At 53.3% G+C, this 23644-nt stretch carries 20 protein-coding genes, 7 tRNA genes and 1 rRNA gene; 22 read left to right on the top strand and 6 right to left on the bottom strand.

Annotated features, from left to right (window positions below; all coding sequences use genetic code 11):
- Positions 1-10 precede the first annotated feature (10 nt).
- On the bottom strand, positions 11-604 hold the full coding sequence (gene plsY / locus LG52_RS06820; RefSeq protein WP_011231258.1) for a glycerol-3-phosphate 1-O-acyltransferase PlsY: 594 nt from the start codon (positions 602-604) through the stop codon (positions 11-13).
- 175 nt (positions 605-779) lie between these two features.
- Between plsY and LG52_RS06815 the strand changes: the two genes are divergently transcribed.
- The 3 genes from LG52_RS06815 to LG52_RS06800 all read left to right on the top strand — a co-directional run bounded on the left by LG52_RS06815 (position 780) and on the right by LG52_RS06800 (position 3712).
- Positions 780-1205, top strand: coding sequence for an OsmC family protein (locus tag LG52_RS06815; protein ID WP_011231257.1), 426 nt, complete (start codon positions 780-782; stop codon positions 1203-1205).
- Between the two features lie 310 nt (positions 1206-1515).
- Positions 1516-1824, top strand: a complete 309-nt coding sequence (locus LG52_RS06805; protein ID WP_020279617.1) for an ammonium transporter — start codon at positions 1516-1518, stop codon at positions 1822-1824.
- 265 nt (positions 1825-2089) lie between these two features.
- Positions 2090-3712: a bifunctional metallophosphatase/5'-nucleotidase gene (locus LG52_RS06800; RefSeq protein ID WP_011231255.1), complete on the top strand. Its 1623-nt coding sequence runs from the start codon at positions 2090-2092 to the stop codon at positions 3710-3712.
- A 169-nt stretch (positions 3713-3881) separates the two neighbouring features.
- Here LG52_RS06800 and pepT read toward each other — a convergent pair whose 3' ends face one another.
- Entirely contained in the window at positions 3882-5117 is a 1236-nt protein-coding gene (gene pepT, locus LG52_RS06795) for a peptidase T (RefSeq protein ID WP_011231254.1), read from the bottom strand.
- 302 nt (positions 5118-5419) lie between these two features.
- On the opposite strand from pepT, the gene LG52_RS06790 reads away from it, so the two are divergent.
- Positions 5420-6640 carry a threonine synthase gene (locus LG52_RS06790; RefSeq protein ID WP_044731375.1) on the top strand — a complete coding sequence of 407 codons (1221 nt, stop codon included), beginning with the start codon at positions 5420-5422 and terminating at the stop codon, positions 6638-6640.
- A 93-nt stretch (positions 6641-6733) separates the two neighbouring features.
- Here the strand turns inward: LG52_RS06790 and LG52_RS06785 are convergent, their stop codons facing one another.
- Complete coding sequence (locus tag LG52_RS06785; protein ID WP_044731374.1) at positions 6734-7351, bottom strand: sulfite oxidase-like oxidoreductase; 618 nt, start codon at positions 7349-7351, stop codon at positions 6734-6736.
- Positions 7352-7550: 199 nt separating this feature from the next.
- On the opposite strand from LG52_RS06785, the gene LG52_RS06780 reads away from it, so the two are divergent.
- Positions 7551-9221, top strand: coding sequence for a DUF6044 family protein (locus tag LG52_RS06780; protein ID WP_044733136.1), 1671 nt, complete (start codon positions 7551-7553; stop codon positions 9219-9221).
- 47 nt (positions 9222-9268) lie between these two features.
- On the opposite strand, the gene LG52_RS06775 is transcribed toward LG52_RS06780, so the two are convergent.
- Positions 9269-9901 carry a DUF2238 domain-containing protein gene (locus LG52_RS06775; protein WP_044731373.1) on the bottom strand — a complete coding sequence of 211 codons (633 nt, stop codon included), beginning with the start codon at positions 9899-9901 and terminating at the stop codon, positions 9269-9271.
- Between the two features lie 308 nt (positions 9902-10209).
- On the opposite strand from LG52_RS06775, the gene LG52_RS20500 reads away from it, so the two are divergent.
- The 9 genes from LG52_RS20500 to LG52_RS06735 all read left to right on the top strand — a co-directional run bounded on the left by LG52_RS20500 (position 10210) and on the right by LG52_RS06735 (position 11665).
- Positions 10210-10299, top strand: coding sequence for a putative holin-like toxin (locus LG52_RS20500; RefSeq protein ID WP_021322622.1), 90 nt, complete (start codon positions 10210-10212; stop codon positions 10297-10299).
- Positions 10300-10641: 342 nt separating this feature from the next.
- Positions 10642-10758: ribosomal RNA gene (gene rrf, locus LG52_RS06770) — 5S ribosomal RNA — on the top strand.
- Between the two features lie 9 nt (positions 10759-10767).
- A tRNA-Val gene (locus LG52_RS06765) sits at positions 10768-10842 on the top strand.
- 4 nt (positions 10843-10846) lie between these two features.
- A tRNA-Ala gene (locus LG52_RS06760) sits at positions 10847-10918 on the top strand.
- 6 nt (positions 10919-10924) lie between these two features.
- Positions 10925-11007, top strand: a tRNA-Leu gene (locus tag LG52_RS06755).
- Between the two features lie 17 nt (positions 11008-11024).
- Positions 11025-11117, top strand: a tRNA-Ser gene (locus tag LG52_RS06750).
- A gap of 291 nt (positions 11118-11408) precedes the next feature.
- A tRNA-Thr gene (locus LG52_RS06745) sits at positions 11409-11481 on the top strand.
- Between the two features lie 10 nt (positions 11482-11491).
- Positions 11492-11573: transfer RNA gene (locus tag LG52_RS06740), tRNA-Tyr, on the top strand.
- A gap of 18 nt (positions 11574-11591) precedes the next feature.
- A tRNA-Ile gene (locus LG52_RS06735) sits at positions 11592-11665 on the top strand.
- Positions 11666-11777: 112 nt separating this feature from the next.
- Here LG52_RS06735 and LG52_RS06730 read toward each other — a convergent pair.
- Positions 11778-12623: an MBL fold metallo-hydrolase gene (locus tag LG52_RS06730; protein ID WP_044731372.1), complete on the bottom strand. Its 846-nt coding sequence runs from the start codon at positions 12621-12623 to the stop codon at positions 11778-11780.
- Between the two features lie 166 nt (positions 12624-12789).
- Between LG52_RS06730 and LG52_RS06725 the strand changes: the two genes are divergently transcribed.
- From LG52_RS06725 to LG52_RS06695, 7 genes are all read left to right on the top strand, one after another.
- Positions 12790-13068 (top strand): phasin family protein, encoded by a 279-nt coding sequence (locus tag LG52_RS06725; protein WP_231584431.1) that lies wholly within the window; start codon positions 12790-12792, stop codon positions 13066-13068.
- 51 nt (positions 13069-13119) lie between these two features.
- Positions 13120-14796, top strand: coding sequence for an ABC1 kinase family protein (locus LG52_RS06720; protein WP_044731370.1), 1677 nt, complete (start codon positions 13120-13122; stop codon positions 14794-14796).
- A 310-nt stretch (positions 14797-15106) separates the two neighbouring features.
- Positions 15107-15634, top strand: a complete 528-nt coding sequence (locus LG52_RS06715) for a CBO0543 family protein (protein WP_231578575.1) — start codon at positions 15107-15109, stop codon at positions 15632-15634.
- A gap of 126 nt (positions 15635-15760) precedes the next feature.
- Positions 15761-16180, top strand: a complete 420-nt coding sequence (locus LG52_RS06710) for a CoA-binding protein (protein WP_044731368.1) — start codon at positions 15761-15763, stop codon at positions 16178-16180.
- A gap of 154 nt (positions 16181-16334) precedes the next feature.
- Positions 16335-18272: a DNA topoisomerase IV subunit B gene (parE, locus tag LG52_RS06705; RefSeq protein WP_044731367.1), complete on the top strand. Its 1938-nt coding sequence runs from the start codon at positions 16335-16337 to the stop codon at positions 18270-18272.
- A 61-nt stretch (positions 18273-18333) separates the two neighbouring features.
- Positions 18334-20778, top strand: coding sequence for a DNA topoisomerase IV subunit A (parC, locus tag LG52_RS06700; protein ID WP_044731366.1), 2445 nt, complete (start codon positions 18334-18336; stop codon positions 20776-20778).
- Positions 20775-21119: a PilZ domain-containing protein gene (locus LG52_RS06695; RefSeq protein WP_044731365.1), complete on the top strand. Its 345-nt coding sequence runs from the start codon at positions 20775-20777 to the stop codon at positions 21117-21119. Before parC ends, LG52_RS06695 begins: the two co-directional genes overlap by 4 nt.
- Positions 21120-21202: 83 nt before the next feature.
- Here LG52_RS06695 and LG52_RS06690 read toward each other — a convergent pair whose 3' ends face one another.
- Positions 21203-21937 carry a MerR family transcriptional regulator gene (locus LG52_RS06690; RefSeq protein WP_044731364.1) on the bottom strand — a complete coding sequence of 245 codons (735 nt, stop codon included), beginning with the start codon at positions 21935-21937 and terminating at the stop codon, positions 21203-21205.
- Positions 21938-22214: 277 nt separating this feature from the next.
- On the opposite strand from LG52_RS06690, the gene treP reads away from it, so the two are divergent.
- The gene (gene treP / locus LG52_RS06685; protein WP_044731363.1) at positions 22215-23630 is read left to right on the top strand and encodes a PTS system trehalose-specific EIIBC component; all 1416 of its coding nucleotides are present in this window, start codon (positions 22215-22217) and stop codon (positions 23628-23630) included.
- Positions 23631-23644: the final 14 nt, after the last annotated feature.

The following is a 23644-nucleotide window of genomic DNA, read 5'->3' as shown; positions in this document are numbered from 1 at the left end:
CCGTCCGTCGTCATGAGCGTTTGCCTGGCCATTTCACTTTTGGCTCCGTTTTGTTCAAGATGCGTTGAATGTTGGCGCGATGACGATAAAAGATAAACGAAGCGAGCAACAATACCGCCACCGTCAATGGAATGTCGTCCGTGAAAAAGACGGTGTACACGACCGCATACAGCGCCGCGGCCATCGATGACAGGGAGACGTAGCGTGAAACAGCCAAGACGACAAGAAACACGGCGATGAGCGACAAAAAGAACAACGGCGAATAAAACAGCATCACCCCGCCTGATGTCGCCACCGCCTTGCCGCCGCGGAATTTGGCGAACACCGGATACATATGGCCGACCACGGCGATCGCCCCGGCCAAAAGCGGATGCACGGGGACGGAAAAAAGCATCGGCAAGCTCGCCGCCAGCGTCCCTTTTAGCATATCGCCGACAATGACGATCGTTCCCGCTTTCGCCCCAAGCACGCGGAACGTGTTTGTTCCCCCAAGATTGCCGCTCCCGTGTTCGCGGATGTCGATCCCGTAGCCGATTTTCCCGACAAGAAGGCCAAACGGAATCGAGCCGAGAAGATAAGCAAGAAGCAAAATGAGTGCGGTCATCGAATCAAACACCCTTTACTCAACAAGTTTGTGCATGTTTCTATTTTAACATGCATGAGCGAAAACGGTAGACAGGAATTTTGCATTTCAAGGACATAGCCGCTAAACTGAAAAGAAGAAACGGGCTGTCGGAAAGTCCGTCCGACCCCGGACAGATGAGAAAGGAGCGACCATGATGAAAACGACGGTTGTATGGAACGGAAACATGTCATTCAGCGGCCAAAGCGCTTCCGGTGTGGTGATTCCGATCGACGCCGCGAAAGACGTCGGCGGCAACGATTCAGGCGCTCGGCCGATGGAGCTTTTGCTTCACGCCTTAGCCGGCTGCACCGGCATTGACATCGTTTTGATCTTGCGGAAAATGCGGCTTGATGTCCGCGCGTTTTCGATGGAAGTCGAAGGAACGCGCGCCGATGACCACCCAAAGCGGTTTACAGAGATTCATATTCATTACGCGCTCGAAGGCGATTTGCCGGAAGACAAGGTCGTCCGCGCCATTCGGTTGTCAAAAGAAAAATATTGTTCCGTTTCCCATTCGTTAAATGCCGCCATTACAGCGAGCTATTCGATCAACGGCGTGCGCGGGAAGGAGACGATCTAACAAGGAGAAGGGCTTGACGTTCATGGCCGTTTCGCGTGGCATAGCGTCGAATGACAATACGATGAAAAAGGTGTTCCGATCGTTTGCGGAACACCTTTTTTGTGTTAGAACGGATAACGGCGATCAGTCGTTTGGATGGACACCCTGCCGATCCGCTTTCCTTCGAGTTATGCCCGATAGGCGGCGCGCAAAAAAACTTTGTCCTCATACTTGACACATCTCTTTTAGTTGTTATAATTTTTAACATAAATACGTTATGTTTTATTACACAAGAAACGGTTGAGGGGGGCGGCGGGAAACATGAAAAAAATTGAAGCGATCATCCGGCCGGAAAACGACCGGTCATGCGTCGTTGTTCATCACCCAACTGCTTGGCGCGTTGACAGTCATCGTTTGGGGCTTCGTCAGCGGTGCGCTCATCGCGAATGTGTGCGACAGCACGGTCGGGCTCCGGGCGACAGAGCGTGAGGAAGAAGAAGGTCTCGATATGGCGTACCACGGCATTCCGGCTTACAATGAACTCGAGCGGTTTGCCGATCTCCCGGGCGGGTTGTACGATTTTGAGGAGACGACCGGCATTCGCGTTGCTCCGTTAAACAAGAAAAACGCGGTCGGTTGAACGCTCTCCCACCTACGCTTGTGCTTCGAGGTGGGAGATTCTTGGGAACACCCGCCCCACGGCAGGCTGTCCACCGAGCTAAAAGGGAAAGGCTGTCCGATCAACAGACTCTATCGGGCGGTCTTTTTTGTTTCTGTTGTTCTCAACAGTCAGTTGTGAATTTACAAAATATTTACGAGAAATCATCCTTTCTGCTCTATCATTGTACTGACTCGCAAGGATATAATGGGAGTGAACGAGAAGGCGAGAGAAAGGGGAACCGGGAATGAAGAATTCCAAACGATGGGGAAGACGGGTGCTATCCGCATTGGCTGCTGCAGCGGTGCTGGCCGCGGCTCCAGTTGGGGCGGCAGGGAACGGGAAAAGCAAGGGGAAGCCGCCTGCTTCTTCGCACCGTTATATTGAGGTGCAGCTGTTAGGCATTAACGACTTCCACGGCCAGTTGAATGTGACGAGAAAAGTCGGCGGGCGGGAAGTTGGACGGGCTGATTATTTAGCCGCTTATTTGAAACAGCGGGAGGCGGAAAACAAAAATACGCTGCTCGTCCATGCCGGCGATGCGGTTGGCGCCAGCCCGCCGGTATCGGCGCTGCTAGAGGACGAGCCGACGATCGAAGTGCTCAATAAGCTCGGCTTTGACGTCGGCACCCTTGGCAACCATGAGTTTGATGAAGGAGTAGCGGAAATGCTCCGCTTGATCCATGGCGGATATCACCCGGCGACCGGCGATTTCGCCGGAGCAGATTTTCCGTACGTGAGCGCCAACGTCGTTGATGCGCAAACGGGAAAGCCGATTCTCCCGCCATATGTGATTAAGCGGGTCAACGGCATGCCGATCGGATTGATCGGCGTCACGCTCACGGAAACACCAACGATTGTGACGCCAAGCGGCGTCGCGGGAGTCAAGTTCATCGATGAAGCAACAGCGATTAACAAAGCGGTCCGGGAACTGAAGAAAAAAGGGGTGCAAACGATCGTCGTTCTCGCCCATAACCCAGGCGTATCCAATCCGGATGGGACAAACGCAAGCGGGGAAATTGTCGATATCGCCAAAAATGTCGATGATGAAGTCGATGTGATTTTCGCCGGTCATAACCATGCCTATTTAAATGCGGTTGTGGACGGCAAGCTGCTCGTTCAGTCGTATTCGTACGGCACGGCGTTTTCTGATGTCGATTTGAAAATCGACCCGCGTACGAAAGACGTCGTCGCCAAAAAAGCGGAGATCGTGACGACCTATCATGACGGCATCACTCCGGACCCGGAAATCCGTGCCCTCGTCGAAAAATATGAAGCGAAAGTGGCGCCGCTTGTCAATCAAGTCGTCGGCACAGCAGCCGAAACGATCACCGATGAACAAAACGAAAGCGGCGAGTCCGCCTTGGGCAATTTGATCGCCGATGCCCAGCGGGCGGCGATGAAAACCGATTTTGCCTTTATGAACCCGGGCGGCATTCGTGCCGATATTGAACAAGGCGAAGTGACGTGGGGCGAATTGTACAACGTTCAGCCGTTCAACAACCAGCTCGTGAAAATGACGCTCACCGGCGCGCAAATCCGCCAGCTTTTGAATCAACAATGGCAGCCAACCCAAACGCGCATGCTGCAAATCTCCGGCCTCCGCTATACATGGAGCGCCAGCAAGCCGGTCGGAGAAAAAGTCATTGACATTCAGCTTCCTGACGGCACACCGCTAAAACCGGACGCCGAGTACACGGTGACAGTCAACAGCTTCCTCGCCGACGGCGGCGATGGGTTCACGGTGTTGACGCATGGGACAAACCGCGAGGTCGGCCCGGTCGATTTGGATGCCCTTGTCTCGTATATTCGCGGTCTTGAGCAACCGTTCTCAGCACGGATCGAGGGGCGGATCAACCGGCTTCCGTAACAGGTGTTGACCGAGGAAAAAGGATGGAAGGGCGAACGGTCGCTTATCTAATGAAGAAGGTGTCCCCAAAAGACTCGGGACACCTTTTCTTTACTCCTAATGGGCGGGCTTGCAGCCGCTTGTGCTTGGACGATCGAAAAAAGATCGTTCAAGAGAGTTTTTCCGCAGATCAAGATGCTTTTTGCTCGAACAGCTTGATGATCTCCACGATCACTTCGGCCGCTTTCACCATATTGTCGGCGGAAATGTATTCGTAGCGGCCGTGGAAGTTTTCGCCGCCGGCGAAAAGGTTCGGCGTCGGCAGCCCCATGTAGGAGAGCTGCGACCCGTCTGTACCGCCGCGGATCGGTTTCACCTTTGGTTCAATGCCCAAGTTCGTCATCGCTTCGTGGGCGATGTCAACAATGTGGCGCACCGGCTCGATTTTTTCGCGCATGTTGTAATATTGGTCGTTGATTTCGAGAGTGATTCGGTCGTTTCCATATTTTTGCGCAAGCGAAGCCGCGATCTCTTTCATTTTCGCTTTGCGAGCCTCAAACTGTTCGCGGTCAAAGTCGCGGATGATGTAATGAAGCTTCGTTTCCTCTACACTGCCTTGGAACGAAAGCAAATGGTAAAACCCTTCATATCCTTCCGTATGCTCAGGCGCCTCATGGGCTGGCAACTGCTGCTCGAACTCCATGGCGATTTTGATCGAGTTGATCATTTTTCCTTTCGCTGTGCCCGGATGGACGTTTTTGCCTTTGATCGTGATTTTCGCTTCGGCAGCGTTAAAGCTTTCATACTCCAATTCGCCAAGCGGCCCGCCGTCGACCGTGTAGGCAAATTGGGCGCCGAATTTGGCAACGTCAAATTTATGCGGCCCGCGGCCAATTTCCTCATCCGGCGTAAAGGCGACGCGCACTTTGCCGTGCTTGATTTCCGGGTGTTGAATGAGATAGTTCATCGCGGTCATAATTTCGGCGATTCCGGCTTTATCGTCAGCACCAAGCAGCGTCGTCCCATCGGTCGTGATGAGCGTATGCCCTTTGTAGTGAGCGAGCTCCGGGAAATCGTTTGGCGACAAGATGATGCCTTGTTCTTTGTTTAACACGATGTCCCCGCCGTCGTACGAGTCAATCAATTGCGGGTTGACGTTGGCTCCGGTAAATTCCGGCGCGGTGTCCATATGAGCCAAAAAGCCGATCACTGGCACGTTTTTGTCCGTATTGGCCGGCAACGTCGCCATCACGTAGCCGTTGTCATCGATCGTCACATCTTCCATCCCGATCGCCTTCAGCTCTTCGACGAGCATTCTCGCCAGCTCCCACTGTCCCGAAGTCGATGGGCACGTATGGCTGTTTGGATCGGATTGAGTGTTGACTTTCGCGTAGCGGATGAAGCGTTCGATGAGTTCCTGTTTCATTGGTTCATCTCCTTATGTATAAGTTTTTCTGGATCAGCGAATCATTCCGCCGATGCAGTGAGAAAAAAGAGGCGGTTTCCGTTTTATTTTACCATATGCGGCTTCAAACGGTAAAAAAGAGGGGACCATTTCCTACTTGGCGCTATGATGCCCCAAAGTTGGCGTACGGACGCTGCCATTACAGGCGCCGGCGGCAGAGGACGGTTATGGTATAATGAAAAGGCCAGTGTCTCGTCAGAAACGCGAAAGTAGGTGCTTCCTGCCTCGTGCGGATGAAACAAATGGAAAGGAGAAGCCAAACCATGTCATTCAGCTACGTGTCTCATCTGTATTGTCCGAAGTGTGAACGTACATACGATGTCGACCAAATCCATCAACTTTGCGAATGCGGTTCGCCGCTTCTTGTCGCTTACGACTTGGAGGCGATGCGCCAAAAAGTCAAGAGGGATGTGCTGAGGGAACGTGAAGCGAATTTATGGCGTTATCATGAGTTGCTGCCGGTAAAGCATCCTGAACATATCGTGTCGCTCGGCGAAGGGATGACGCCGCTTGTGCCGATGCCGCGCTTAGGACGGGAAATCGGCATTGAAGCGCTCTACATGAAAGACGAAGGGGTTATTCCAACAGGGACGTTTAAAGCCCGCGGCGCGGCGGTTGGGATTTCTAAAGCAAAGGAATTGGGCGTCAAACAGCTCGCGATGCCGACAAACGGCAACGCGGGAGCGGCGTGGTCGCTATACGCGGCGCGGGCGGGCATTCAGGCGACAGTCGTCATGCCGGTTGAGGCGCCGGAACTGACGCGAAAGGAATGCGCCATCGCTGGGGCGGAATTGTATTTCGTCAACGGCCTCATTAGCGATGCCGGGCAAATCGTCGCCAAAGCGATCCGCGAATACGGCTGGTACGATGCGTCGACGTTGAAAGAACCGTACCGGATTGAAGGGAAGAAAACGATGGGGCTGGAGATCGCCGAACAATTCTCGTGGCAGCTCCCGGATGTCATTTTGTATCCGACCGGCGGCGGCGTCGGGTTGATCGGCATTTACAAGGCGATCAAAGAACTGCAGGCGCTCGGCTGGGTGGACGGCCGCATGCCGCGGCTGGTCGCTGTGCAGGCCGAGCATTGCGCGCCGATCGTCAAGGCGTGGAAGGAGAAAAAACGTGAATCGGAGTTTTGGCCGAACGCCCATACAGTGGCGTTTGGCATCAATGTGCCGAAAGCGCTTGGCGACTTTCTTGTTCTTGAGGCGGTGTATGAGACGAACGGCTGCGCTATTGTCGTCAACGATGAAGCGATTTTGGCTGAACAGCGGACGGCAGCCGAACTCGAAGGGGCGTTCATTTGCCCGGAAGGAGCGGCGGCGTTTGCGGCGGCACGAACGTTGCGCGAGAGCGGTTGGATTCGTGATGGGGAGAAGGTCGTCGTATTAAATACCGGAACCGGGCTGAAATACGCCGATACAGTGGACGTCCATCCGCCGGTGCTCGAGCCGGGGGATGAGCTGCTAAGGAGCGGACGATAACGGAAATATGGCACTGAAAAACGAGGGTTCTTGATCAAAGAGCCCTCGTTTTTGTTAGTCCGTTCAGAAAAGCAGTAAGGCGATGCCGAGTGGTTACCAAAAGCGGAATCGCGCCGCCGATTCGGCAAACCGCTCCTCTTTAAACGGATTGGCGGTCATCGAATAACCGCGCTCTTCCCAGTAGCCCGGCTCATCTTCCTTCATAAAGCGGATGCCGGACGCCCATTTCGCCCCTTTCCATAAGTAAAACGTCGCCGGCGGAATGAAACGGAGCGGATAGCCGTGCTTCGGCGAGATGTCCTGCCAGTCGTGATGCTTGTCTTTCCATCGATAGACAAACAAGGCATCATCGCCCATCAGCGCTTCAAGCGGCAAGTTCGCCGAATAGCCGAACCGGTCGCCGTTTAAATATCCGTAAATTTTCACGTATTTCACATCAGGATCTAGCTCCACAAAGCGCAAAAACTCGCGGAAGGCGATGCCTTCAAACGTCGTATCAAATTTCGACCATGTCGTGACGCAATGCATATCGACGGTGGAAATCGTTTTCGGCAGCGCCATCACTTCTTGATAGGAGAAGGAGACCTCCTTTTTGACCTCGCCGAACAATCGAAATTCCCATGTCGCCTCATCAAATTCGTACACGTCCCCTTCATGCAAAATCGGCCATTTTTCGGTTTCAAATTGGCCGGGAGGGAGTTGTTTCGGCATGGTGTGCTCCCCTTTCTATGTATTCGTTTATGTATACCATGATAAGGGGAAAATAAAGCGTGTGCAACTTGGCTATGGTTTTAATGCATCACAATATTGAGGACAGTCATGTAAGAATGGAATAATTTTCTTCTTATTGCACATCGTATTCAATAGGGATTTCATGGCCAAGAACAGCTATGGCGGGAGCGTGATGCCGATGGCCGAACAAAGAGAACGATGGCTCTTCCTTTTGGCACTTTGCCTCATCGCCCTTTACGTGTCCCCGCTCTTTCTCCTTGGCGAGAACGCCCATATTCGCGTCCACGATAATTTGGATTCCAATATCGCTTGGTATAAGGTGCTCTCCGAAAGCGGAAAAATCACCGGGCCGCTTGACGCGAAGATTCCGCAAATCGCCAACGGCAAGTTGTCAAGAAATGCCCTCGGTTCGGAGTTGACCGGCATCGTCTGGCTGCACGCGTTATTTCCCACGATGACTGCTTATGCGCTCAGCCAAACGATCACAAGGGTGGTGGCATTTTTGGGCATGTATTTGTTGTTGAAAACGCATTTCCTGCCCGAGCCGCGTTGGATGGCTGTTCGCATCGGCGTGGCGCTCGCATTTGCGCTGACGCTGTTTTGGCCGTCGGGGATGTTAAGCACGCTCGGCATGCCGCTTGCGCTCTGGGCGTTTTTGAGCATCCGGAAAGGCGAGGGGGAGTGGAAACATTACGTCGCGCTCACGCTTCTCCCGTTTTATTCCAGCTTTGTGCTCGGGTTCTTTTTCTTTCTTGCCGCCATGGGCACTCTTTGGCTTTTGGATGTGCTGCGCGGGAAGGGGTGGAACATCCGCTTTTTGACTTCCATCGCTTACATGACGCTGTTGTATTTGCTTGTCGAGTACCGGCTTGTGTACTCGTTTTTATGGGAAGACGAGCCGACAAGCCGGGATGAGTACTTCCATGCCCGGTTGTCGTTTTGGCATTGCGTCCGCTTGACGTGGAAAAACTTTATCCTCGGCCACCATCACGTCATGACCGAGCATACCTTTTTTATTTTGCCGGCCTGGTTGATGGCCTTGTATCTCGTTTTCATGAAAAAACGATGGAAGCAAGAACGGTTATTTCTTTTCCTATTCGGACTGAATTTCGCCCTGTCGGCGTGGTACGCCTTTTGGTTTTATAAAGGGTGGCTGCCGCTTACCGAGCGGTTTCATTTTTTGGACACGTTTAACTTTGCCCGCTTTCATTTTTTGCGCCCGCTTGTCATTTATGTGCAGTTTGCGCTGGCGCTGAAAATCGTATGGCAATACAGCGAAAAAGGAGAAAAGTGGGCGAAGCGGCTGCTAGCGGCCCAAGTGATCTTGGTGTTTTTGATTAACGAAGAAATCGTCTTCCGCTACGAGCCGACGGTGAAGCAATTTTACGCGGAAAAACAGTTCCAAGAAATCAAGCAATACATCGGGCTCCCGGTGTCCGACTACCGCGTCGTCAGCATCGGCATTCACCCCGCCATCGCCCAATACAACGGATTTTACACGCTCGATACGTACAACAACTTTTACCCGCTGTCATACAAATACGAATTCCGCAAAATCATTGAGCAGGAACTAGCCAAAAGCAAAACGATCCGCACGTATTTTGACGAATGGGGCGGTCGGTGCTACATCTTCACTGAAGAACTTGGAAAACGGTGCATGTTCACGAAACACTCGAAACAGCGGCTGAAGAACTTGCAATTGAATACAGAGCAGCTGAAAAAGATGGGCGGCCGCTACATTTTCTCGGCCGTTCCGATCGATAACGCGGCGGAAAACAGGCTTGTGTTGGACCGCGTGTTCACGTCCGATGAGTCGGCGTGGACGATTTACTTGTACAAGGTGGAATAGAAACAGCGGTTCCCTATTTTGAAAGGGAAGACCGCTGTTTTACGAGCCTAGCTGCGGGGCTGATCCAACCGCGCAAGTTGCCGGTCGTGCCACCTTGAGAGCAGCCATAGGGCAATCAGTGTCCCAATCAATGTGCATACCATATCCCATTGGGTGTCCCAAATATCGCCTTGCGTGCCCAAAAAGTCTTTCGATGCCTTTCCCCCTTTGGAGATGAGGGAGACGAGCCATTCGATGATTTCATACAGGGCGGCGATGGCGAGCGACATGCTTGTGACGATCGTGAAAAGCCAAGGGCCGCGCGACAGCGGCGTTTTCCGCAGCACAATCTCCCTTAGGACGATGGCGAACGTCCCTTTGAGGAAATGGCCAAACCGGTCATAATGGTTGCGTTCGAAATGGAACGCATCTTTGATCCAGTTAAAAAAAGGAACTTTGGAGTAAATATAATGGCCGCCGATCAACATGAGGACCGCCAGCATGGCGATGATGACATACGACATCGTTGTCAGCCGGAAGCGTTGATACAGGGCCATCACGATCACAAGCCCCACAAGCGCTGGGGCGACCTCAAGCGCCCACACCGCATAGCTGGTTGGACGAATGGCCGACCAAACGAACACAGCAGCGACGATCAGCAACAACAGCCCATGAATGCGGGTTTGCCTTGCTTGTTCCACCTTTTTTCCTCCTTGGAACAGCGAGATTCGTCTATGATCATTATTCGGAAAAACGCGGATTTTATGCGCTTGATGAAAACGTCGGAGTTTCAGCGGGCTATAAGAACCAGAGAGGAAGGGGCCGTGAAGATGCGGCGCGAAGTAACAGGCAAGGTGGGGGGGATACCTCGGGTAGGGAAACATTCCTAATTTTCAACGAGGACGCGAATGTATATTCGCATTTGTTTGATTTGATGGTATAATGAAACATGCACAGCCATATGCAGGGTGGGCAGTGGCCACTCCCTGAACGAAAGGGGGTGGTGCTGATGATGTCGATTGCCGACGCGCTGACGCTCATGATTGCGTTTGCGTCACTCATCGTCGCGGTGATCGCCGTATCCAAAGACAAAAAGTAACCCACCCTGCTAGGCCGAGGCGAGGGTAGGTTACGATGCCCGAGGCTTGGGCCACTGCGCTTCTTGCAGCGGCTGTGTATGGACAGGGCATTGGTGGCCGCCAATGCCCTGCTTTATTGTACGTTCCTTCTTCTTTATTATACGCGTATAAAGAAGGGGATGACAAGAACTTTAGAGAAAGGGACAGTGAAGATCGAAAAAAATGAAAAAGAGGGTTGACTCTTTCATTTTTTTATAGTAAATTTTACATTGTCGTTCTGATTCTGAAGGAACTGAAATATAAAGATACAAAAAAACTTGACAAACTTTTGGATTGCTTTATAATAGAAATCGTCGCCATTGCCTAGTGGTGATAGCGGAGGGGAAACACCCGTTCCCATCCCGAACACGGAAGTTAAGCCCTCCAACGCCGATGGTAGTTGGGGCCAGCGCCCCTGCAAGAGTAGGTCGCTGCTAGGCAAACAACGTGGAGTATTAGCTCAGCGGGAGAGCACCACGTTGACAGCGTGGGGGTCACTGGTTCGATCCCAGTATACTCCACCATCATGGGGCGTTAGTTCAGGGGGAGAACGCTTCGCTGGCAGCGAAGAGGTCAGGGGTTCAAATCCCCTACGCTCCATTGTATGCGGTCGTGGCGGAATGGCAGACGCGCTAGGTTGAGGGCCTAGTGGGGGCAACCCCGTGGAGGTTCAAGTCCTCTCGACCGCATCGCTCCAAACAGCTATGGAGGAGTACCCAAGTCTGGCTGAAGGGGTCGGTTTCGAAAACCGATAGGGGTGTCACAGCCCGCGGGGGTTCGAATCCCTCCTCCTCCGCCATAAATATTGACTTAGCTCAATTGGTAGAGACGAGCACCTGCTTCGTCGAGTCGGCTTCGAGTTGTCCCGACGCATCCCGCTTCATCGAATTGGCTGGAAGAGGAAGGGACACAACAGAAATCAACGAGTCACGGTCTACTCATATTATGCCGACTTAGCTCAATTGGTAGAGACGAGCGTCCGCTTCATCGAATTCGCTTCGAGTTGTCCCGACGCATCCCGCTTCATCGAATTGGCTGGAAGAGGAAGGGACACAACAGAAATCAACGAGTCACGGTCTACTCATATTATGCCGACTTAGCTCAATTGGTAGAGCAACTGAATCGTAATCAGTAGGTTGCGGGTTCGAGTCCTGCAGTCGGCATCACGATTACGGAGGGGTAGCGAAGTGGCTAAACGCGGCGGACTGTAAATCCGCTCCCTTGGGGTTCGGCGGTTCGAATCCGTCCCCCTCCATTTTTCTTTTCCATCAACGGGCCTATAGCTCAGCTGGTCAGAGCGCACGCCTGATAAGCGTGAGGTCGGTGGTTCAAGTCCACTTAGGCCCATTTGTTATGACGGAAGGGGCTGGCCTGAAATGCACTTGCATTTTGGGTCAGCCTTTCTTTTTTGTCGTTTTGAAGTTTTCCTTAGCGTAACCGTAGGCGGGAGGGCGTTCAATCAATGGACATACTTCCCATAATCCGGGACAGCGATGCGGCCAAAATCACGAGCGAGTTTCGTCAATCCTTCGCGCAATTCGTCTCCTGACACCGGGGCGCCGTGTCCCGTAACAGCGACCGATGGGAAGAGGGCGGCCAGTTTGCGCACCGATTCGCGGGCGGCTTCCCAGTCGGTCGTATAGTAGCGCGGCGGGCCGGTAATTTCTGTTTCTTGGGTCAACACTTTATATAGCGAATCTTGGCGCACGGTGACAAACGCATCGCCAGCGATTAACGCCGCATCGCGCGGGCGGAATAAGGAAATGTGGCCCGGCGTGTGTCCAGGCGTGTGAATCCAACGAAATTCCGGCAAGTGCGGGACGGTGCCATCCTCAGGGAGAGGGTGGACGCGGTTGTCAAGCTGGATTGGATGGTTTGGGAAAAACGGCGAGATTTTGGCGAGGAACCCTCCCTCAACGGATGAGTCCGGTTCCGGGTAGCGCGCTTTGCCGGTCAAATACGGCAGTTCGTCTTTGTGGGCGTACACCGGCACATTCCATTCCCGGACGAGTTCAATCAACGCCCCGACGTGGTCAAAGTGGCCGTGGGTTAAAATAATGGCTTGCGGGCGGCTACCGCTGCCAAAGCGGTTTTCCACGGCAGAAATAATATCATCTGCTGCCCCCGGCATCCCCGCATCGACGAGGACGAATGCGTCGCCAGGACGGCCGACAAGGCAAATGTTGACGATTTGGACCGTATGGCAGTACAAGTCAGGTAACACGCTTATTCCGACGCCGCTTGCTACAGACGTTGCAGGAATAAAATGATAGTCTTCCCCGTAATGCAATGGTTCGTCGGCCATCAAATCCCTCCTTTGAATCGTTGTCCAACGATAGCATGCCGCATCAGCCTGTCTCCTATACAAAAGAGCTGCCGTCTAGCTCGACATGGATCTCCAAAGAATGGTACAATAAGGAAAACAGAATGGCACAAGGAGGCTGCAAACGAATGAGCATTTTGAAAAAAGATTGGCATTCGGGCTGGGATTGGCGATTGCAAGCAAAGAACAAGTGGAAAAGATCATTGACGAGCTTGTCAAAAAAGGGGAGCTGTCGCTTGACGAATCGAAGGAAGTGATCGATCAATGGAAGCAGCAGACCGAAGCGCGGAAAACGGAAGTGCAGCGGCTCGTGCGCGAGCAAATCAAACAAGTGATCGACAAGCTTGAACTGGCGACAAAAGAAGACGTGCGGCAGCTTGAAGAGCGAATCCGCCGTCTTGAGGAAAAAGGACAAAGCGGGCAGTAAACCGATGCGGCCTGTCCGCTCGCTTTTTGCCGCCTTAGGAGAGATGTCCGAATGATCGGAAAACGGATGCGCCATATCGGAAGGTATCACGAAATCGCCGTCTCCTTGCTTCGGCACGGATTCGGGATGATCGTCGATGAGCTTGGCTTTTCGTCGTTTCTGTCGTTGTCGCCGCGATGGAGAGCGGAGCAAGGGAAAAAGGAAGGAAAAACGGTTGGGGAGCGGCTCCGCCTTGTGCTCGAGGAGCTCGGCCCGACGTTCGTGAAGCTTGGGCAAATTGCCAGCACACGGCCGGATTTGATTCCCGCTCCGATCATCAGCGAGCTCGAAAAACTGCAAGACCAAGTTCCTCCGTTTCCGTTTGGCGACGTTCGCCGGACGGTGGAGACCGAACTCGGGGAGTCGCTTGACACGTTGTTTCGTTCATTTGACGAAACGCCGCTCGCGGCCGCTTCGCTTGGGCAAGTACATCGAGCGGTTCTTCCTTCCGGACAAGCCGTGGCGGTGAAAGTGCAGCGTCCATACATCGCTGCGCGGGTGGAGACGGATCTGGAAATTTTGCAAGATTTGGCCGTGCTGGCGGAACGTCGTCTCGATTGGGCGGCAACCTACCAATTATCTGAGATTGTCGATGAACTGGCGCGGTCCTTGCGGCAGGAGCTGGATTATACAGTCGAGGCGCGCCATGCGGAACGGTTTGCACAGCAGTTTGCCGGCGATTCGTCGGTGTATGTCCCGAAGGTGTTTTGGGATTATACGACGAAAACCGTGCTCACGATGGAATATGTCGAAGGAATGAAACTTGGGGAGCTCGAGCGGCTGAAAGCGAACGGCCACTCCTTAAAGACGATCGCCGAGCGTTTGGCTGAAGCAACCTTTAAACAAATGTTTGAGCATGGATTTTTTCATGGCGATCCTCATCCTGGCAATGTATTTGTTCTTGACGATGGAACGCTTTCCTTCATTGACTTTGGCTTGATGGGCCGCCTTCGACCTCATGTTAAACATCATCTTTCTTCACTCATCATCGCCTTAATGCGGCAAAACACGGATGGGGTGTTGGCTGCAATTTACGGTTTAGGGATTGTCCCTGACGGGGTCGATGAAGGAAAATTGCGCGATGATATTGACGAGCTGCGGGAGAAATACTACCGCGTTCCGCTCAGTGAGGTGAGTCTCGGGGAAGCCGTCGAGGATTTGCTTTCGGTGGCATTTCGCCATGGCATTCGCATCCCAAGCGATTTAACGCTGTTAGGGAAAGCGCTGTTGACGGTCGAAGGGGTCGTGGAGACGCTTGACCCGCAGTTTCGCATTATGGACGTCGCCGAACCGTTTGGAAGAAGATTGATGAAAGAGCGGCTCCGTCCCGACCGCGTGGCGGAAACAGCGTGGAAACGGATTTTTGATTATGGTGAATGGCTGCTCCGACTACCGGAGGGCGTAAAGGAATGGACGAAAATGATGCGGCATGGCAAGCTTCGGTTGGAAATCACGGCTCCTGATTTGGAAGCGCTGCTGCAGAAGCTCGATCAGATTACGAACCGGCTGTCGTTCAGCATCGTTCTTCTTTCGCTGAGCATCGTCCTCGTCGGACTGATGATCGCTTCATCGCTCGGTCGGCCGTCGACGCTGCTGTGGAAGATTCCTGCTGTTGAAATCGGATTGGGGGCGTCCGCTTTTCTATTCGGTTGGCTGCTTTACTCGATTTTTCGTTCGGGAAAATTTTAGTCGAAAATTCTTGAATGTTTGATGCAGTCCGATCCGTCGAGGGTGTCCCAAACACAACGGGACTCCTTTTTTCATCGCCATACATGCACGAAGCACGTTTGTTAAGCGATGCCAGACAGCTTGATGAGTGGAAAGCCCGGTGAGAATTCCCGGTATAAATTCCACGTTGTGGATGATACTAACGGTGCTGTCTGAGACAGCGTTTGAGGAGTGGAAAATGGGTTTAGGGAGGATCGATGATGACCGTTTCTCTACCTGTTGTTTGGGCGGTGGAACTCCTAGCGGTCACGTTGAGTGTTGCGGGAAGTTTTTGATTGCCAAACAGCATGTACGGACATATGCGGTTTTGTATGCATTCAGCGCGGCGGTCGGCATCGTTCTTTGCCTTGCATTTGTTTATGCCGGATTTTACTCCTTCCCTGTCAAACTTGTTCCCTATACACCGATTCCGCTCGTGGAAATGGCAACCATCATTCCGTTTTTCGTTTTGTTTGGAGTCAAGTACAGTCCGGAAAGCTGGGCATGGAAGCTCCCCTTTTACTTTGCGACGGTGCAGTTGATTATGCTGTTTGAGTTGATCGCGCTTGTATCGCCGCTCTCTCTGATTGATTATAAGAAGTGGGATGTGTGGGATTCGTACACCTCTTGGTGGCTGTATTTGCTGTTCTTTGAGTGGATGGGCGGAAAAATCGTCCCCAGAAAAGCGCGCTCCCCGCTTGCGGCTTCCTCTTTCCGCTACGGCCGGTGGGGATGGGTCATCGTCCATGCGATTGCCATGACAACCGTCTTTTTAGCGGGCGTGTATGCGGGATGGGGGTTGCGCGACAGCGGCTTGTAGCAAAGAACAAGGCTGTGCTTTTCTGGAAGGGGGGCCAAAACAATTTCCGTTTCATAGAAGGATTTTTCTTTCTCCATCGCGAAACAAGTACTGCAAAGAACGAGAGGAAAGGAAGGAGAGAACCCGATGCCCATTGTCAACCCAAGCCGGGAAGAAATCGGCGAGATTTTGCGCAAGGCGAAGCGGATTGCCGTCGTTGGGTTGTCCAACAATCCGGAGCGCGAGTCGTATATGGTGGCGAAAGCGATGAAAGACGCTGGATACGAAATCATTCCGGTCAATCCGATGATCGATGAGTGGGAAGGCATTCCGGCGGTTGACCGATTGACTGACATCGAAGGCCATGTCGACATCGTCGATGTGTTCCGCCGCTCTGAGCATTTGCCCGAGCTGGCCCACGAGTTTGTGCAAATCGACGCCGACGTGTTTTGGGCGCAGCTCGGCGTCGTCAACGAAGAGGCATACCGCTTTTTAAAGGAGAAAGGCTGCACGGTCATTATGGACCGCTGCATTAAAGTGGAACATGCGCTCACCAAACGCGCCTAATTGATGAAACGGCCATCTTGTTCGAGATGGTCCTTTCGTTTTTTTGTCGCACTTGTCCGAATTTGTCGGGGGATGTCAAAAGGCAATGGACAGTCGGGAAGTTTGTGGTACAATAGAAACAGGTGTTCTTGTTTTTGTAGGAAGGGGTGGCCTTGTGGCAAAGCGAGCGACATACGAATATAACGAAGATGCCATTCAAGTGTTGGAAGGGCTCGAGGCAGTCAGGAAGCGGCCGGGGATGTACATCGGCAGCACCGACAGCCGCGGCTTGCATCATCTTGTCTACGAAATTGTTGACAACTCGGTCGATGAGGCGTTGGCCGGATATGGAAATTACATTTTGGTGCAAATACATAAAGACAACAGCATCACCGTCCTCGACGAAGGGCGCGGCATGCCGGTCGGGATGCATAAGCTCGGCAAGCCGACGCCGGAAGTGATTTTAACCGTGCTTCATGCCGGCGGCAAGTTCGGCCAAGGCGGCTATAAAACGAGCGGCGGCCTGCACGGAGTCGGGGCGTCGGTTGTCAACGCCTTATCAGAATGGCTGATCGTCACGATTCATCGCGAAGGATTCATTTACCAGCAGCGGTTTGAGCATGGAGGCAAACCGGTGACGACACTTGAAAAAATTGGAACGACGAACAAAACCGGGACGATCATCCAGTTTAAGCCGGACCCAACGATTTTCAGCACGACGGTCTTCGATTATGAGACGTTGAGCGAGCGGCTGCGTGAATCGGCGTTTTTATTAAAAGGGCTGAAAATTGAACTCATTGACGAACGGACGGGCATGCGCGAGGTGTTCCACTACGAAAACGGAATTGAAGCGTTTGTCGACTATTTGAATGAGGAGAAAGACGTGCTCCACCCGGTCGTTTATTTTGCCGGCGAGCAAAACGGCATTGAAGTCGAGTTTGCGTTCCAGTTTCATGACGGTTATTCGGAAAACGTGCTGTCGTTTGTCAACAACGTGCGCACAAAAGACGGCGGCACGCATGAGGCGGGTGCGAAAACGGCGATGACGCGCGTGTTTAACGAATACGCCCGGCGCGTTGGTCTGCTCAAGGAAAAGGACAAAAACCTCGAAGGGTCCGATATTCGCGAAGGGTTGTCCGCGGTCGTTTCGGTGCGCATTCCGGAGCATTTGCTTCAATTTGAAGGGCAGACGAAAGGAAAGCTCGGAACGAGCGAAGCGCGTTCGGCCGTCGATGCCGTGGTGTCTGAGCAGCTTATGTACTTTTTGCAAGAAAACCCAGACGTAAGCGCGATGCTCATCAAAAAAGCGATCCGGGCGTATCAAGCGCGCGAAGCGGCCCGTAAAGCGCGCGAAGAGGCGAGAAGCGGCAAAAAGCGGAAAGGGAAAGAGGCGCTTTTAAGCGGCAAGCTGACGCCGGCGCAAGGGCGCAATCCGCAAAAAAATGAGCTCTATCTCGTTGAAGGCGATTCGGCGGGCGGTTCGGCGAAACAAGGGCGCGACCGCCGCTTCCAGGCGGTGCTGCCGCTGCGCGGAAAAGTCATCAACACGGAAAAGGCGAAGCTTGGCGATATTTTGAAAAACGAGGAAATCAATACGATCATCCACGCCATCGGCGGCGGCGTCGGTGCGGACTTTTCGCTTGAGGATGTCAACTATGACAAAGTGATCATCATGACCGATGCCGACACGGACGGCGCCCATATCCAAGTGCTGCTTTTGACGTTTTTTTACCGCTACATGCGCCCGCTCATTGAAGCGGGAAAAGTGTACATCGCCTTGCCTCCGCTTTACAAAATCAGCAAAAAAAGCGGCAAAAAAGAAATCATTGAATACGCGTGGACGGATGAGCAACTGCGGGACATTACGAAACGGCTGGGACGCGGCTATACGATTCAGCGCTACAAAGGGTTAGGGGAAATGAACGCTGACCAGCTATGGGAAACGACGATGAACCCGGAAACACGCACGTTGATCCGCGTGCGCATTGAAGACGCTGCCCGCGCCGAACGGCGGGTGACGACGCTCATGGGCGACAAAGTCGAGCCGCGCCGCAAATGGATCGAAACGCACGTCGCCTTCGGGCTTGAAGAGGAACCAGGATGGATCGGCTGATGGCGGCACGAAGAGGCGCCGCCTTTTTGCCGTTCATGTTCGGTGAGAAAGGAGAGAGAGCATGACAGAGCGATTGTTGGAATTGCCTTTAGAAGATGTGTTGGGCGACCGCTTTGGCCGCTACAGCAAATACATTATCCAAGACCGGGCGCTCCCGGATGCGCGAGACGGGCTGAAGCCTGTGCAGCGCCGTATTTTATATGCGATGTACATTGATGGCAACACGGCTGACAAGCCGTTTCGCAAGGCGGCGAAAACGGTTGGAAACGTGATCGGCAACTTCCATCCGCACGGCGATTCGTCCGTGTATGAAGCGATGGTGCGGATGAGCCAAGATTGGAAGCTGCGCAACGTGCTTGTGGAGATGCACGGCAACAACGGCAGCATCGACGGCGACCCGCCCGCGGCGATGCGCTACACAGAGGCGCGCCTGTCGGCGATTGCCGCCGAATTGCTTCGTGATATTGACAAAGAAACGGTTCCGTTTGTGCCGAACTTTGACGATACGACCGATGAGCCGACCGTCCTGCCGGCGATGTTTCCGAATTTGTTGGTGAACGGCTCGACCGGGATTTCAGCCGGCTATGCGACCGACATTCCGCCGCATGCGCTTGGCGAGGTGATCGATGCCGTCTTGATGCGGATCGATCAGCCCGACTGCACCGTTGATGAGCTGATGACGGTTCTTCCCGGCCCCGATTTTCCGACCGGCGGCATCATCCAAGGGAAAGATGGCATCCGCAAGGCGTACGAGACCGGCCGCGGGAAAATCATCATCCGCGCCAAAGCCGCCATCGAGCAGGGAAAAGGTGGGAAAAAGCACATTGTCATCACGGAACTGCCGTATGAAGTGAACAAAGCGAATTTAGTGAAAAAAATTGACGAGCTTCGCCTCGACAAAAAGCTCGACGGCATCGCCGACGTGCGCGATGAAACGGACCGGAACGGGCTGTCGATCGTCATCGAGTTGAAAAAAGATGCTGATGCGGAATCGATTCTCAACTACTTGTACAAAAACACGGATTTGCAAGTGCCGTACAGCTTCAACATGGTGGCGATCCATGAGCGCCGGCCGAAGCTGATGAGCCTGCCGGAGCTGTTGGATGCGTACATCGCCCACCGGAAAGAAGTCGTCACGAACCGCTCGCATTTTGAGCTGAAAAAAGCGAACGAGCGGAAGCATATGGTCGATGGTTTGATTCGGGCGCTTTCCATTTTGGATGAGGTGATCGCGACGATTCGGGCGTCAAGCGACAAGCGCGATGCCAAAGATCGGCTGATGGCCCGTTACGCGTTCACCGAGGCGCAGGCCGAGGCGATCGTGACGCTTCAGCTGTACCGACTGACGAACACCGATATCACGGCGCTGCGTCAAGAAGCGGACGAGCTTGACAAAACGATCGCGGAACTGACCGCGGTCTTGGCCGATGAGAAAAAGCTGTTGTCCGTGATTAAAAAAGAATTAAAAGCCATGAAAAAGCAATACGCCGACGAGCGGCGGACGGTGATTGAAGAGGAGATTGAAGAGCTGAAAGTCAAGATGGAGGCGCTCATTCCGGCGGAAGATGTGATCGTCACCGTGACAAAAGAAGGATATGTGAAGCGGACGAGCTATCGTTCCTACAGCGCCTCAAACGGCCAAGACATGGGCATGAAGGAAACGGATCGGCTGCTCGCCCAACTTGAGATGAATACGACCGATGTGCTTTTGCTTTTCACCCGCCGCGGCTACTATTTATACTGTCCGGTGCATACGCTCCCTGATATCCGTTGGAAAGAGGTCGGCCAGCACATTTCCCATCTCATTCCGCTTGAACGCGACGATGAACTCGTCGCCGCTGTTCCAGTCTCTTCCTTTAACACCGGGGAGCAGCTCATCTTTGTGACGAGGCAAGGACTCGTGAAGCGGACTGAACTGGCGCAATATCAAGTGCAGCGCTACACCCGCCCGCTTGTGGCCGTCAATGTGAAAGAGGATGATGACGTCGTCGCCGTCTACGCGACGGATGGATGCGGCCATCTTTGGCTTGCGACGCATGATGGACATGCGCTCTTGTTTGCCGAGGAGGAGATCAGCCTTGTTGGCGTGCGCGCGGCTGGCGTGAAAGGGATTCAATTGAAGGAAGGGGACTTTGTCGCCGCCGCGTGCCCCGTTCGCCTGGAAGAGGGGGGCTCATTCGTCGTCGTGACGCAGCGCGGGGCGGTGAAAAAAGTGGCCATGAGCGAGTTTGAGCCGTCTTCACGGGCGAAGCGCGGCGTTGTGATCATACGTGAAGTGAAGTCCAACCCGCATCGCATTGTTGGCGCTGTCTTTGTCGGTAGCGATGAAGAAACGGTTGGGCTGCGGACGGAAAAAGGAGTCATCGAGACGATTCAAGCTTCTTCGCTCCGTCCGTCTGACCGTTACAGCACCGGTTCGTTTGTTGTGGACATTGACGAAGCCGGAGCGGTGGTGGATGTCTGGAAAGAGCCGGTGAAGTTGCTTGGAAAAGGGGAGGAAGGATGAGATTCAAACGTCAAGAACCGTTCCGGTATCAGTTTGGCCAGCCGCTTCCGGCCGAACTGCGCATAGCTGATGCCAGCTACAACGTTTTGATTGATGACATAAGCCCGCATGGAATGAAGGTGGAAGTCGAAAGCCGGCTTCCATTTTCCCATGATGGAGTGCCGGTGGAAGTGTCATTTGCGCTGAGCGGCGCTTCGTTTACGGTCCAAGGCAAGCTCGTATGGGAAAAGCCGTTTGCCCGCATTCGCTATTACGGCGTCCGCCTCTATCTCACCCAACAAGAAGAAGCGCGCTTGATCGAAGCCATCAAACGGCATGCGGTCGAGAGCCGTCGAACATGATGCAAAAGGCCCCGCGTTTTGGCGGGGTCCCTTTTTTGAAGTATGGCACACCAATGAATGTGTTTGTCATTTCTTTGAACAGCTCATCCTTGCCAAAATTTCCACCATTTGTGCCGAGCTCGAGCGGCACTCGCGCTGGCAGCGGTTTGCCGGAACGACAACACGAGCTCGCGAAACGCTTTTTCCCGCTCCAAAATGCGCAGTTCGAGCTGTTTGCGCTCCTCTTCCTGTCTTGCTTTTTCCTCTTGACAGAACGCGACGACCGTTTCCAAATGTTCATGCAGCTGTTCCGTTTTTTGCTGCCAGGCGTCCTCGTAATCGCGGAGCGAACGGCGCACCGTTTCGGCAGCTGCGGTCGTTCGCTCCTCGATGTAGTCGAGGCGGCCTTTCACGTCATCCATCGCTTGCCGGACCGCAGCTGTCGTTTCCTGTTTCAAGGCGTCGACGATATCGTCTTTTAAGCGGGCCGCCAACTGCTCGGCTATGTATGGCATCCCTTGATGCAACAGGCGGGGCACATCGATGATTTCCCCTTCCATGACGGCTGTTTCCACTTGAGCAGCTGTCTCGTTGGCTCCCTCTTCCAGTTGTCCGTCCATTTGCCTGATCATTTCAGCCACTTCGCGTGGGTGGCGGCCGTCCTCAAGCCAAGTGCGAATATGGCGAAACCGATTGATCAGTTCATCGGTGTAGATGCGCGCTCCCTCGATTGTGCGCGGGACGACAATCGATTCTGCAAACTGTTTTTCCCATTGTTTCAAATCCCGGGCCGTCACCCCGATTTTTTTCGCTGCTTCGCGGAGTGTATAGGTTTTCATCGCAGTCTCATCCTTTCTTGTCGTTTGGCATATTGTTTATTTTCCTACTCGGTTGATGATTTTCCTGCTTCTTGACAAAACATCACAAAAGAAGTGGAAGTTAGCAAAAAAACAACAACTATTGTCGAAAAATGAAGAAGGTCATCGAAAGATGTTGACAAACTTGTATATACAGGATAAAATGAAAGTGAGTTGTATATACAAGTTTTTTGCAACCGGTTGCTGAAAGCGATTTAGTTTACGCATAGCGATGGTGAGAAAAGGGAGGCATTCATCCATGGGAGCATATCAACAAGCAGCCGCGCAAATCGTTGAAGCCATCGGCGGCAAGGAAAACATCGCCGCCGCCACGCATTGCGTGACACGGCTTCGGTTTGCGCTCAAAGATGAGGGGAAAGTCGATAAGGAAACGCTTGAGCGCATCCATGTCGTCAAAGGATCGTTTTCCGCAAACGGCCAGTTCCAAGTCGTCATCGGCCAAGGACTTGTCGATAAAGTGTATGATGACCTCGTCGAGCTGACGGGCCTCAGCCGGGCGACGAAACAGGAGATCAAAGATGCGGCGGAAGCGAAGCTCAATCCTCTTCAGCGCGCCATTAAGACGCTTGCTGATATTTTCATTCCGATTTTGCCGGCGATCGTGACGGCCGGTTTGTTGATGGGCATTAACAACGTCTTGACAGGCCCAGGCATTTTTTACGAAGGGAAATCGTTTGTCGAGGTGCACAAAGAATGGGCCGATTTGGCGAATATGATCAACTTGATCGCCAATACGGCGTTCGTCTTCCTGCCCGGTTTGATCGGCTGGTCGGCGGTGACGAAATTCGGCGGCAGCCCGCTCTTAGGGATTGTCCTTGGTTTGATGCTCGTCCACCCGGATTTGTTGAACGCTTGGGGGTGGGGAGCGGCGAAAGAAAAAGGAGAGATTCCAGTTTGGAACTTGTTCGGCTTTGAAGTGCAAAAGGTGGGCTATCAAGGGCAAGTGTTGCCGGTTTTGGCGGCGTCCTACGTGCTGGCGAAGCTGGAGCTGTTTTTGCGCAAGCGCATACCGGATGCGTTTCAGCTGTTGCTTGTCGCGCCGCTTGCGTTGCTCATTACGGGCTTTTTGTCGTTCATCGCCATCGGGCCGGTCACCTTTGCGATCGGCAATGCCATTACCCACTTGTTTGTGACGATTTTTGACACGGTTCCAGCTCTCGGTGGTTTGCTGTATGGAGCGCTGTATGCGCCGCTTGTCGTCACCGGGATGCATCATACGTTCTTGCCGGTCGACTTGCAGCTCATTGCGAATACAGGCGGAACGTTCTTATGGCCGATTTTGGTCATGTCAAACATCGCCCAAGGGTCAGCGGCGCTGGCGATGATGGTTGTCGCCAAAGACGAAAAGCTGCGCGGCTTGTCGTTCACATCGGCGGTGTCCGCTTATCTTGGCATTACCGAGCCGGCCATGTTCGGGGTCAACTTGCGCTTCCGCTTTCCGTTTATTGCGGCGATGACGGGCGCGGCGATTGCCGGCATGTTTATTACGCTCAACCACGTAATCGCTCCGTCGATTGGTGTCGGCGGCCTGCCGGGGTTCTTGTCGATCGTGCCGCAAAAGTGGACGCCGTTCTTTATCGGCATGGCGATGGCGATTGTGGTGCCGTTTGCGTTGACGTTTATCTTTGGGAAAGTGCGTAAAGGCGCCCGCTAACGGCTGAGGTCTGT

This window comes from Geobacillus kaustophilus (assembly GCF_000948285.1).
Classification (GTDB): Bacteria; Bacillota; Bacilli; order Bacillales; family Anoxybacillaceae; genus Geobacillus; species Geobacillus thermoleovorans_A.
This window is presented reverse-complemented; position numbering and strand designations above follow the sequence as displayed.

Excerpts from the sequence above, each read along its gene's own strand:
- plsY (WP_011231258.1), bottom strand. The coding sequence starts at position 604 with ATGACCGCACTCATTTTGCTTCTTGCTTATCTTCTCGGCTCGATTCCG.
- LG52_RS06815 (WP_011231257.1), top strand. The coding sequence starts at position 780 with ATGAAAACGACGGTTGTATGGAACGGAAACATGTCATTCAGCGGCCAA.
- LG52_RS06800 (WP_011231255.1), top strand. The coding sequence starts at position 2,090 with ATGAAGAATTCCAAACGATGGGGAAGACGGGTGCTATCCGCATTGGCT.
- pepT (WP_011231254.1), bottom strand. The coding sequence starts at position 5,117 with ATGAAACAGGAACTCATCGAACGCTTCATCCGCTACGCGAAAGTCAAC.
- LG52_RS06790 (WP_044731375.1), top strand. The coding sequence starts at position 5,420 with ATGTCATTCAGCTACGTGTCTCATCTGTATTGTCCGAAGTGTGAACGT.
- LG52_RS06785 (WP_044731374.1), bottom strand. The coding sequence starts at position 7,351 with ATGCCGAAACAACTCCCTCCCGGCCAATTTGAAACCGAAAAATGGCCG.
- LG52_RS06780 (WP_044733136.1), top strand. The coding sequence starts at position 7,551 with ATGGCCGAACAAAGAGAACGATGGCTCTTCCTTTTGGCACTTTGCCTC.
- LG52_RS20500 (WP_021322622.1), top strand. The coding sequence starts at position 10,210 with ATGATGTCGATTGCCGACGCGCTGACGCTCATGATTGCGTTTGCGTCA.
- LG52_RS06730 (WP_044731372.1), bottom strand. The coding sequence starts at position 12,623 with ATGGCCGACGAACCATTGCATTACGGGGAAGACTATCATTTTATTCCT.
- LG52_RS06720 (WP_044731370.1), top strand. The coding sequence starts at position 13,120 with ATGATCGGAAAACGGATGCGCCATATCGGAAGGTATCACGAAATCGCC.
- LG52_RS06710 (WP_044731368.1), top strand. The coding sequence starts at position 15,761 with ATGCCCATTGTCAACCCAAGCCGGGAAGAAATCGGCGAGATTTTGCGC.
- parC (WP_044731366.1), top strand. The coding sequence starts at position 18,334 with ATGACAGAGCGATTGTTGGAATTGCCTTTAGAAGATGTGTTGGGCGAC.
- LG52_RS06695 (WP_044731365.1), top strand. The coding sequence starts at position 20,775 with ATGAGATTCAAACGTCAAGAACCGTTCCGGTATCAGTTTGGCCAGCCG.
- LG52_RS06690 (WP_044731364.1), bottom strand. The coding sequence starts at position 21,937 with ATGAAAACCTATACACTCCGCGAAGCAGCGAAAAAAATCGGGGTGACG.
- treP (WP_044731363.1), top strand. The coding sequence starts at position 22,215 with ATGGGAGCATATCAACAAGCAGCCGCGCAAATCGTTGAAGCCATCGGC.